Source organism: Pseudomonas defluvii (assembly GCF_001695625.1).
GTDB lineage: Bacteria > Pseudomonadota > Gammaproteobacteria > Pseudomonadales > Pseudomonadaceae > Aquipseudomonas > Aquipseudomonas defluvii.
In genome coordinates this window covers 1-10,347 of record NZ_MBPN01000139.1, presented here as the reverse complement: position 1 = coordinate 10,347, position 10,347 = coordinate 1, and the positions used below count along the sequence as shown (strand labels likewise).

Genomic DNA, 10,347 nt, shown 5'->3' with positions numbered 1-10,347 from the left:
ATACACAAGGTTATCCACATTTCAGTGCGCAACTTCTTGCGCACAATAGCCTAAAGCCATCATGCAAAAAAAATGTGATTAACAGGCTGTTTTTTGCCCGAGAAAATCATCGTTCGATGGGCATCCAGAGTGCAGCAATCAGGGCTCAGGAATTAACCCCAGCCACGCACAGAACGCGTAAAATGCCCGGCATCTTTGACACCGTGCCAAAGCGTCACCCGTAGGAACCCGCAATGAAAATCGACAAAGCCACCGCTATTGCCCGCCGCAACCAGCAATTGGGCACACCGGTGCTGAGCGCCGACAACTGCCTGTTCGCCGCGCTCGATCACAAGCGCAATATCTGGTGGTTTGATGTACCGGTGAAGCGCCTGCACACCGGCCTGGGTGACTGGATCAACCTGCTGTTGCACACCCCGGAGAACGACCAGTTGCAGCACTTGAAGGTGCCGACCAGCTTCCTGCGCACACGCCTGGAGGAAATGGAGGTGCGTAATGCGCACAAGCGCCGTACCACCATCAGCCTGGCGCTGAGCGCCGACCGCGATGCGTGGCTGCAGGATCAGCGTCCGGGCGGCAACAATGTCAGTTTCGCCCGGTTCCTGCAGAGCTGATCAGACCCGTTCGATACGGTCGGCGTGGATCACGATCAGGCCGTCCTTGTACAAGGCGCCAATGGCCTTCTTGAAGTTGCCCTTGCTGACCCCGAACAGGTCGCTGATCAGTTGCGGGTCGCTCTTGTCGCTGACAGGCAACACGCCGTTGGCCGCCTTGAGCTTGTCGAGGATCAGGTCGTGCAGGCTGTTAACGGCCTGCTGGCCAATTGGCTGCAGGCTGAGGGCGATCTTGCCGTCGCTGCGCAGTTCCTTGATATAGCCCTTCTCCTGCTTGCCGGAACGCAGGAACTTGAACACTTCGTTCTTGTGGATAAGGCCCCAGTGCTTGTTGTCGATGATCGCCTTGAAGCCCATGGGCGTCTCGCCGGCGACCAGCAGATCGACCTGCTGCCCCACCTTGTAGTTGGCCGGCACCTTGTCCAGGTAACGGTCCAGACGTGAAGTCGCTGTAATGCGGCGGGTGCGTTTGTCCAGGTAGACATGCACCACGCAGTAGTCGCCCGCACGCAGTGGATGCTTTTCCTCGGAGTACGGCATCAACAGGTCCTTGGGCAGGCCCCAGTCGAGGAAAATGCCAATGCTGTTGATCTCGACCACCTTCAGGCTGGCAAACTCGCCAACCTGCACCTTGGGCTTCTCGGTGGTGGCGATCAGCTTGTCTTCACTGTCCAGGTAGACGAAGACGTTGAGCCAATCTTCAACTTCAGTGGGCGTGTCCTTGGGGATGTAGCGGTTGGGCAAGAGGATCTCGCCGTCTGCTCCACCGTCCAGGTACAGACCGAAGTCCGTATGTTTTACCACTTGCAAACTGTTGTAACGCCCAACTAAAGCCATGTCCGAAAATCCTCGTTGCGAGGCCGGTATTCTACACCTGAACCGAAGACACCGCCCGGTCACTGAAGGTCTCTTTCAACCGTTCGTACCTGTGGGGTCGGCAAGAGAGCCTGCCTGTTCTATAAAGAAAGGGCATGCCCATGCAAGGATCTGCTCATGTACAGCCGCCTGTCCAAGTACCTGCGCCCTCTCCTGCTAGCGGTTCTCTGTAGTGCCGCACTGATAGCCTGCAACCGGATTGATCTGGCCTACCGCAACCTCGACATCCTCGTGCCCTGGTCGCTGAACGACTACCTGGACATGAACCGCGAACAGAAAACCTGGCTTAAACAGCGCCTCACGACACATTTGAGCTGGCACTGCCGCACCCAACTGCCGGGTTACCTTGAATGGCTCGATCGGGTGAAGGCGATGGTGGCCAACAATCAGGTGTCCGAGGCGCAATTGCAGGCGCGCACCAACGAAATCAAGCACGCGATCGACAACGTAGCCAGGCAGATCACGCCTTCGGCGGTAGAACTGTTACGCGCCCTGGATGATGATCAGGTACGCGCCATGCGTCAGGCGTTTACCGAAGATAACCGCGAAAAGCAGGAAATTTACGCCAATACACCCTTCGATAAACAGATCGCCCAGCGTACCCGACGCATGGAAAAGCGCCTGACACCCTGGCTGGGTGAGCTCAGCGCGCAACAGCAGTTGCGGATCACCCAGTGGGCACACTCACTGGGCGCTCAGGGTAATGTCTGGATCACCAACCGGGCAGAATGGCAGGCGCAGTTCAGTGCCGCCGTGGAGCAACGGCAGTCTGAAGACTTTCCAGAGCGCCTGGAGCGTTTGCTGATCGACCGGGAACCTCTCTGGACCCCTGCGTACCGCCAGGCCTACCAACAGAACGAAGCCGCTACCCGCAGCCTGTTGGTCGACCTGATGGCTCAAAGCAGCCCCTACCAGCGGCAACACCTGGAGAAAAAGCTGGCACAGGTGCACCAGGATTTCAGCCAGCTCAAATGCCTGAAGGCGGGCGTCTGACTCACGCTTCGCGGCATTTGCGCCGGTACGGGAAGACGTCGATCACCTTGCCCGCACGGATCGCTTCCTGCAGGCCTTTCCAGTAATCGGCATCATAGAGTTCGCCATGCAGTTGGCTGAACAGGCGACGCTGGGCGCTGTCGGCAAACAGGAACGGCGGAAACTCTTCAGGGAATACATCCAGCGGGCCGATGGAATACCAGGGCTCCGAGGCCATCTCATCCTCCGGGAAGCGCGGCGGCGGGATGTAGCGGAAATTGACCTCGGTCAGAAAGCAGATTTCATCGTAGTCGTAGAACACCACCCGACCATGGCGCGTCACGCCAAAGTTTTTCAGCAACATGTCACCTGGAAAAATGTTCGCCGCCGCCAACTGCTTGATGGCCAAGCCGTAATCCTCCAGCGCGTCACGCACCTGGGCATCGTTGGCATTTTCCAGGTAGAGGTTGAGCGGGGTCATGCGTCGCTCAGTCCAGCAGTGGCGAATCAGTACGGTATCACCATGCACCTCGACGGTAGACGGTGCCACCTCCAGCAGTTCGGCCAGGCACTCAGGGTCGAACTTGCTCAGCGGAAAACGAAAGTCGGCAAATTCCTGGGTGTCGGCCATGCGCCCGACGCGATCGACACTCTTCACCAGGCGGTACTTTTCGATCACCGTGGCCCGATCGACACTCTTGGAGGGTGAAAAACGGTCCTTGATGATTTTGAACACTGTATTGAAGCCCGGCAGGGTAAACACGCTCATGACCATGCCACGCACCCCGGGCGCCATGATAAAGCGGTCATCGGTGCTGGCCAGATGGTTGATCAGTGCCCGGTAGAACTCCGACTTGCCATGCTTGTAAAAGCCAATCGAGGTGTACAACTCAGCGATGTGCTTGCCCGGAAGAATACGCTTGAGAAAGCCAACGAACTCGGCGGGTACCGGTACATCCACCATGAAATAGGAACGGGTAAACGAGAAGATGATAGAGACGTCCGCCTCGTCGGTAATCAGTGCATCGATCTCGATACCGTGCCCTTCGCGGTGCAGTAGCGGGATTACCAAAGGCCATTGCTCGTCCTGGGTAAAAATCCGCCCGACCAGATAGGCACCCTTGTTGCGGTAGAGCACCGAGGAAAACAACTCGACCTGCAGTTGGGGGTCCTTGCACACCCAGTCCGGCAGGCTTTCTCGAAGTTGCACTTCAAGTCGCGCCAGATCGCCCTGCAAATCGGCATAGGGCACATCAAACGAATAATCTGCAAAGATCTGCGCGAGCATATCCGCCAAGCGCCCGTCAGGACGGTAAATGCGCGTTTGCGCGGCTCGCTCGTGACTACGCAGCGAAGGCCGGGTGGTGTGAATGAACATGCAGCCGTCGCTGATCAGGTCATGGCTGAACAGACTGCAGAAAATCGAGTTGTACCAGGTTTCGGAGAGCTCATCGTCCAGTCGTGGATCAATCAGGTCGATATAGGCACTCTTGACCAATGGCCAATAGGCGACATCCAGCAGCACCTCATCGGTAAACGCCTGGTGCAGGCGCTGGCTGACCTCGCTGACCTTGTCTTCGTAAAGGTTGATCCGTGCCGCCGAGGCGCTCTGCGTTTGCTGCCACTGGGCCTGCTCAAAGCGACTACGGGCACCGTCGGTAATACAGCGGAAATGCTCACGGTAGTCGTCGAAACCTTCGAGGATCATCCGGGCAATATCAGCGGCCGGCCATGGCTGGGGCATACAGGGACCTCGGTGTCGTGGATAAAGCCTGAGCTTAGGTCAGTCTCCCACAGGACGAAAAGACTCCTCGCACTGATACTTCGGCCAAAAGCTAGTAAACAGACCTGATTCAGCGCGCCGGTGTACTGCCAATGCCTGCGCATTACCAGATAGCGGACAACGCTACTGCAACCAGCCCACGCGAACGACATGATCCTTACTCAGGAAACCAGCGCAAGAAACAGAGCGAGGCAATCAAGCATTTACCGTAAACTCGCGGCCCGCACCAAGGACCGGAGACCCTAGTGAGCCCTATCGCCCTGACCCGCCTGCTGACCCTCGCTGCCGTGTGGGGGGCCAGCTTTCTGTTCATGCGCATTATTGCGCCAGTACTGGGCACTGTGCCCACGGCGTTCTTCCGTGTTTCGATTGCCTGTGCTGGGCTGCTGATGATCCTTGCACTGCTGCGAGTGGACTGGAATTTTCACGGCAAACTCAAGGCGTGCCTTGTGCTGGGCATGGTGAACTCAGGCATTCCGGCAACCCTGTACTCCGTCGCGGCGCAAGTGCTGCCAGCCGGCTACTCGGCCATTTTCAATGCCACCACGCCCTTGATGGGCGTATTGATCGGTGCGCTGTTCTTTCGCGAACCCATGACCCTGAGCAAACTCGCCGGCATTTTTCTCGGCCTGCTCGGCGTCGGCATTCTCAGTGGCGCCGGGCCGGTAGCCTTCGACCTGAACCTGCTGCAAGGCGCCCTGTCCTGCCTGGCGGCAACCACCTGCTATGGCTTCGCGGGTTTTCTCGCCCGACGTTGGCTCGACCACCAAGGCGGGTTGGACAGCCGCCTATCAGCGCTGGGCAGCATGCTCGGCGCCACTCTGCTGCTGTTGCCCCTGTTCGGCTACAGCGTCATGACCCAGCCACCGGCCAGTTGGGGTGGTTGGGAGGTCTGGTTATCGCTGCTGGGCCTGGGGCTGGTCTGCACCGCCTTTGCCTACATCGTGTACTTCCGCCTGCTCAGCGAGATCGGCCCGGTCAAGTCGTCAACCGTGACCTTCATGATTCCCGCGTTTGGCGTACTCTGGGGAGCCTGGTTACTGGACGAACCGTTGTCTGCTGCCCACCTGTACGGTGGTGCATTGATTGCGCTGGCCTTGTGGCTGGTGCTCAAGCCCAGCGTGATCAGGTAAAGACCTGTACCCCGTCGTTGAGCGCGCAGCCAGGCGCGGCGTACGGCTGGCTGCCTGTACGCCGTGCCAGGCATCAGTTACCGCTAGACCTCTTCAACCCTGCCTGACTGAGGCGCGCAGGCCGGCTTGCGGAAGACGAACAGCAAGCCGATAACGATCAGCCCCATGCCCAGTACACTCAGCAATGCCAGTCGGTTGCCAAAGATCAGGTAGTCCATGATGGCGGTCACCGCCGGTACCAGGTAGAACAAACTGGTGACATTCACCAGATTGCCCCCGGCAATCAACCGGTAGAGCAGCAAGGTGGCGAACACCGAAACCACTAATCCCATCCATAGCACCGACAGCAGCACGTCACTGCCCGGATCGATATGCAGCGGCTGAAAGGGCGCGAACACCCCACACAGCAGCAAACCTGCCAGGTACTGCAGCGGCAAGGTACCCAATGGATTAGCGGTAATACGTTTTTGCATGATCGTGCCCAGGGTCATGCTCGCCAGCGCTAGCAACGCGAAACACATGCCGGCAAACGATACGCCTCCCAGGCCTATGCCCTGATAAACCACCATTACCAGCCCGGCCAAGCCCAGGCACAGGCCGAACAGCCGGTTCCAGGAGCGCTGACGCTCCATCAGCACGATGGTGAGAATCGGCTGCACGCCCATCACAGTGGCCATAACCCCGGGTGTGACGTGACCGTCCAGGGCCAACAGGTAGAAAATCTGATAAGCGCCAAGCAGCACGCACCCTGTTGAAATCGCCTGCAGCCTCGCGCGCCGGCCTTGCGGCCAACGCAATTTCAACAAGGGGCCAAGCAGCAGTAACGCTGCCAGGGCGATGACAAAACGGATCAGCAAAAAGGCAAAGGGGCTTGCGTGGGCCAGGCCCCACTTGGAAACAATCGCGCCACTGCTCCAGAGCAGGACGAACAGGCTGGTCGTGGCCGCCGCGGCCACGGATTCTTTCGAGATAACAGACATGAAATGCCACCTGTATTCGGGCAAGTAAGCCGAACGGTGCTGCCGCAAAAGGACAGACAACCGCTTTCAGTAGTGCTCAGGCGTAATCGGGGGATGTCGCAGCACCAGCTGCTCAGCCCACTACGACAACCACGCCTGGGGGTGCTACGACACACCCTGGAACGCCACTGACAGGTGGTGGGTAATGGCTGATCATGGCCGGCTGCTGCGCGCCACGCACGACAACTACCGCGTCGGGCGCGGCAGCGTATGCAGTGACTGGACAGAATGCTGGCATGATCAGTTCTTCAATAGAGGGAATAACGAAAGGCACATGGCCTACCGGGCCTGACTATAGTCAGCACCCGGTAACAGCGCAAGGGGTCAGAACAACCAGCGGTACAACAGGTAGGCAACAAGCACGGCCAGCACCGGGCGCATGACCCGATAGACTTTTGGGTTGGCCCGTTTGAACTGCTTGACCTTGTTACTGATGACGTTACTGAAACGCTTGCTCCAGGCGTACGCCTGGTTGATACCGCCAACACGCTCGTCATCGGTGTTCTGCGGTGCCGTGGCACGGCCAAGGAACGCACTGACACTGCGGTTGATGCGTGTCATCAGCGGGCTGCTGAGCGGCCGTTCGATATCACAGAACAGGATCACGCGCGTCGTGTCGGTTTCGTTTTTCACCCAATGCACGTAGGTCTCATCGAACATCACATCTTCACCGTCGCGCCAGGCATACGCCTGACCATCGACGTAGATCCGGCAGTCGTCCGAGTTGGGCGTCGACAGGCCCAGGTGATAACGCAGGGAACCGGCAAAGGGGTCACGGTGCGGGTTCAGGTGGCTACCACCAGGCAGCAGGGCAAACATGGCGCCCTTGACGTTGGGGATACTGCTGACCAGTTCAACGGTCTTCGGGCACAGTGCGTTGGCCGACGGCAGCGGCTTGTCGTACCACTTCAGGTAGAAACGCTTCCAGCCCTTCTTGAAGAACGAGCCGAATCCGGCGTCGTTGTCTTTCTCGGCAGCACGAATGTACCCCTCGTCGAAGAGGTGCATGGCCTCCTCGCGGATCACTTCCCAGTTGTCCTTGAGCACATCCAGCTCCGGGAAACGGTTGCGGTCCAGGTAGGGCTTGGACGGCACCCCGGAAAACAGGTACATCAAGGCGTTGTAAGGGGCGAACAATGCCGAATGGTTGACGAACTGGCGCAACAGCGGCAAACGCGCCTTGCCGCGCAAATGTACATAGAGCGTGCTGCCGAAAAACAGCAGCAGTACACCCGCCTTGGCGACAAAGGAAAAGGTCATGCAACACTCCTTGGAATTTCGATCAGGCCATCGCTGCCGATTAATCGGCCATGATAAACCGATCCGGCCCTGGTAAAAACAACCAGAGCCGGACAATCACTGTTAAGGATTGTGCAACAAAGCGCGGCAGCGAATATTGCCGCGGATCAGGCAAACCGGCACAGGCAGCGGTATTACTGCTGGTTTTCCTGATCGGTGAACAGATCACTGAACAACATGCTCGACAGGTAACGTTCGCCGGAGTCGGGCAGGATGACCACGATGGTCTTGCCCTGCATTTCCGGTTTTTCGGCCAGGCGTATCGCCGCCGCCATCGCGGCACCACAGGAAATGCCACAGAGGATGCCCTCCTCCTGCATCAAACGCCGGGCCATGGTCTTGGACTCTTCATCGCTGACCAACTCGACCTGATCGACCATCGACAGGTCGAGGTTCTTCGGCACGAAGCCTGCGCCAATACCCTGGATTTTGTGCGGGCTGGGCTTGATCTCTTCACCGGCCAGTGCCTGGGTGATGACCGGCGATACCATGGGTTCCACCGCCACCGACAGAATCGCCTTGCCCTTGGTCTTCTTGATGTAACGCGAAATGCCGGTGATCGTGCCGCCCGTACCGACACCCGCTACCAGCACATCCACCGCACCATCGGTATCGTTCCAGATTTCGGGCCCTGTGGTTTTTTCATGAATCGCCGGGTTTGCCGGGTTATCGAACTGCTGTGGCATGAAGTACTGGGCAGGGTCGCTGGCAACAATTTCGTTGGCCTTCTCAATGGCGCCTTTCATCCCCTTGGCAGGTTCGGTCAACACCAGCTCGGCACCCAATGCCTTGAGCACCTTGCGACGCTCGATACTCATCGACGCCGGCATGGTCAGCACCAACTTGTAGCCACGGGCCGCCGCGACAAAGGCCAGGCCAATACCGGTGTTACCCGAGGTCGGCTCTACGATGGTCATGCCAGGCTTGAGCTTTCCGCTGCCTTCAGCATCCCAAATCATGTTTGCGCCAATTCGGCATTTGACCGAATAGCCAGGGTTACGCCCTTCGATCTTGGCCAGAACGGTCACTCCGCGCGGGGCGATACGGTTGATCTGCACCAGCGGTGTATTACCGATGGAATGCGCGTTGTCAGCAAAAATGCGGCTCATGGCGGGGTCCTTTTGGCACCGTGCGAAAACTTCAAGGGTAAGCCTGCCCCTGAAGTGCGTCCAGCCCCACTCACGCCCTGTGCAAGACAAATCCTCTTACACCAGTCACCAGGTGACGGAGCATTCAGAGACTGAATGCTCCGTCTGCGTTCCCAGCCAAGCGGGCAGCGCGTTATAGTCGGGGATAACCATTTTTCCACCAAGGGCCACGTACCCTTGGGGCTACGTTAGAGGATCGCTACATGAAGTTCGAAGGCACCAGCGCTTATGTCGCCACAGACGACCTGAAACTGGCGGTCAACGCGGCGATTACCCTGGAACGCCCGTTGCTGGTAAAGGGTGAGCCCGGCACCGGCAAGACCATGCTCGCCGAACAACTGGCCCAATCCTTTGGCGCCAAACTGATCACCTGGCACATCAAGTCCACCACCAAGGCCCATCAGGGGCTGTATGAGTACGATGCGGTCAGCCGCCTGCGCGACTCGCAACTGGGTGTGGACAAGGTGCACGACGTGCGCAACTACCTGAAGAAGGGCAAGCTCTGGGAGGCGTTCGAGTCCGAAGAGCGCGTGATTCTGCTGATCGACGAAATCGACAAGGCTGACATCGAGTTCCCCAACGACCTGTTGCAGGAACTCGACAAGATGGAGTTCTACGTTTACGAGACCGACGAGACGATCAAGGCCAAGCAGCGTCCGATCATCATCATTACCTCGAACAACGAAAAGGAGCTGCCTGATGCCTTCCTGCGTCGCTGCTTCTTCCACTACATCGCCTTCCCTGACCGCGACACCCTGCAGCAGATCGTCGATGTGCACTACCCCAACATCAAGAAGGACCTGGTCAGCGAAGCACTCGATGTGTTTTTCGACGTGCGCAAGGTACCGGGCCTGAAGAAAAAACCCTCTACCTCTGAACTGGTCGACTGGCTCAAGCTGCTGATGGCCGACAACATCGGTGAAGCCGTGCTGCGCGAGCGCGATCCAACCAAGGCCATTCCGCCGCTGGCTGGCGCCCTGGTCAAGAACGAGCAGGACGTACAACTGCTGGAGCGCCTGGCGTTCATGAGCCGTCGCGGCAATCGCTGATCTGCCACAGACCAATCAGGGGCAACTGCCATGCTGCTCAACCTGTTCAATGAAATGCGCGCGGCAAAGGTACCGGTGTCGGTACGCGAGCTGCTTGATTTGCTCAACGCACTCAAGCAGGGCGTGACCTTTGCCGACATGGACGAGTTCTACTTCCTGTCACGGGCGATTCTGGTCAAGGATGAACGCCACTTCGACAAGTTCGACCGCGCCTTCTCGGCCTACTTCAAAGGCCTGGAAAACCTCGATCAACACCTGGAGGCGCTGATTCCGGAAGACTGGCTGCGCAAGGAATTCGAGCGCTCGCTCAGCGACGAAGAACGCGCACAGATCCAGTCCCTTGGCGGGCTGGACAAGCTGATCGAGGAGTTCAAGAAGCGCCTGGAAGAACAGAAGGAACGCCACGCCGGCGGCAACAAATGGATTGGCACGGGCGGTACCAGCCCCTTCGGCT

Annotated in this window: 10 protein-coding genes and 1 pseudogene; 6 read left to right on the top strand and 5 right to left on the bottom strand. The window is 58.4% G+C overall.

Annotation, left to right across the window (positions count from 1 at the left end):
- Window positions 1-224, top strand: a 224-nt coding sequence (locus EKA13_RS28180; protein WP_218060854.1) for a hypothetical protein, incomplete at its 5' end; no start/stop codon positions are given.
- A 9-nt stretch (window positions 225-233) separates the two neighbouring features.
- Window positions 234-614, top strand: coding sequence for a hypothetical protein (locus EKA13_RS24110; protein ID WP_065761669.1), 381 nt, complete (start codon window positions 234-236; stop codon window positions 612-614).
- On the opposite strand, the gene EKA13_RS24105 is transcribed toward EKA13_RS24110, so the two are convergent.
- The gene (locus EKA13_RS24105; RefSeq protein WP_065761668.1) at window positions 615-1,451 is read right to left on the bottom strand and encodes a CvfB family protein; all 837 of its coding nucleotides are present in this window, start codon (window positions 1,449-1,451) and stop codon (window positions 615-617) included.
- A gap of 156 nt (window positions 1,452-1,607) precedes the next feature.
- Between EKA13_RS24105 and EKA13_RS24100 the strand changes: the two genes are divergently transcribed.
- Entirely contained in the window at window positions 1,608-2,483 is an 876-nt protein-coding gene (locus tag EKA13_RS24100; protein ID WP_100250160.1) for a DUF6279 family lipoprotein, read from the top strand.
- Between the two features lies 1 nt (window position 2,484).
- Here EKA13_RS24100 and aceK read toward each other — a convergent pair whose 3' ends face one another.
- On the bottom strand, window positions 2,485-4,206 hold the full coding sequence (gene aceK, locus EKA13_RS24095) for a bifunctional isocitrate dehydrogenase kinase/phosphatase (RefSeq protein WP_065761667.1): 1,722 nt from the start codon (window positions 4,204-4,206) through the stop codon (window positions 2,485-2,487).
- Window positions 4,207-4,490: 284 nt separating this feature from the next.
- Between aceK and EKA13_RS24090 the strand changes: the two genes are divergently transcribed.
- Window positions 4,491-5,378, top strand: a complete 888-nt coding sequence (locus EKA13_RS24090; protein ID WP_065761666.1) for a DMT family transporter — start codon at window positions 4,491-4,493, stop codon at window positions 5,376-5,378.
- An 83-nt stretch (window positions 5,379-5,461) separates the two neighbouring features.
- Here EKA13_RS24090 and EKA13_RS24085 read toward each other — a convergent pair whose 3' ends face one another.
- The 3 genes from EKA13_RS24085 to cysK all read right to left on the bottom strand — a co-directional run bounded on the left by EKA13_RS24085 (window position 5,462) and on the right by cysK (window position 8,805).
- Entirely contained in the window at window positions 5,462-6,358 is an 897-nt protein-coding gene (locus tag EKA13_RS24085) for a DMT family transporter (RefSeq protein WP_065761665.1), read from the bottom strand.
- A gap of 363 nt (window positions 6,359-6,721) precedes the next feature.
- Window positions 6,722-7,657 (bottom strand): aspartyl/asparaginyl beta-hydroxylase domain-containing protein, encoded by a 936-nt coding sequence (locus EKA13_RS24080; protein ID WP_065761664.1) that lies wholly within the window; start codon window positions 7,655-7,657, stop codon window positions 6,722-6,724.
- Between the two features lie 173 nt (window positions 7,658-7,830).
- The gene (gene cysK, locus EKA13_RS24075; RefSeq protein ID WP_065761663.1) at window positions 7,831-8,805 is read right to left on the bottom strand and encodes a cysteine synthase A; all 975 of its coding nucleotides are present in this window, start codon (window positions 8,803-8,805) and stop codon (window positions 7,831-7,833) included.
- Window positions 8,806-9,047: 242 nt separating this feature from the next.
- Here cysK and EKA13_RS24070 point away from each other — a divergent pair, with 242 nt between their 5' ends.
- Together EKA13_RS24070 and EKA13_RS24065 are read left to right on the top strand one after the other, a co-directional pair.
- Complete coding sequence (locus tag EKA13_RS24070; protein WP_065761662.1) at window positions 9,048-9,893, top strand: AAA family ATPase; 846 nt, start codon at window positions 9,048-9,050, stop codon at window positions 9,891-9,893.
- A 30-nt stretch (window positions 9,894-9,923) separates the two neighbouring features.
- Window positions 9,924-10,347: pseudogene (locus tag EKA13_RS24065) on the top strand (hypothetical protein); the annotation flags it as partial.

Coding starts and splice junctions, on each gene's coding strand:
- aceK (WP_065761667.1), bottom strand. CDS start 4,206: ATGCCCCAGCCATGGCCGGCCGCTGATATTGCCCGGATGATCCTCGAA.
- EKA13_RS24085 (WP_065761665.1), bottom strand. CDS start 6,358: ATGTCTGTTATCTCGAAAGAATCCGTGGCCGCGGCGGCCACGACCAGC.
- EKA13_RS24105 (WP_065761668.1), bottom strand. CDS start 1,451: ATGGCTTTAGTTGGGCGTTACAACAGTTTGCAAGTGGTAAAACATACG.
- EKA13_RS24080 (WP_065761664.1), bottom strand. CDS start 7,657: ATGACCTTTTCCTTTGTCGCCAAGGCGGGTGTACTGCTGCTGTTTTTC.
- EKA13_RS24100 (WP_100250160.1), top strand. CDS start 1,608: ATGTACAGCCGCCTGTCCAAGTACCTGCGCCCTCTCCTGCTAGCGGTT.
- cysK (WP_065761663.1), bottom strand. CDS start 8,805: ATGAGCCGCATTTTTGCTGACAACGCGCATTCCATCGGTAATACACCG.
- EKA13_RS24070 (WP_065761662.1), top strand. CDS start 9,048: ATGAAGTTCGAAGGCACCAGCGCTTATGTCGCCACAGACGACCTGAAA.
- EKA13_RS24110 (WP_065761669.1), top strand. CDS start 234: ATGAAAATCGACAAAGCCACCGCTATTGCCCGCCGCAACCAGCAATTG.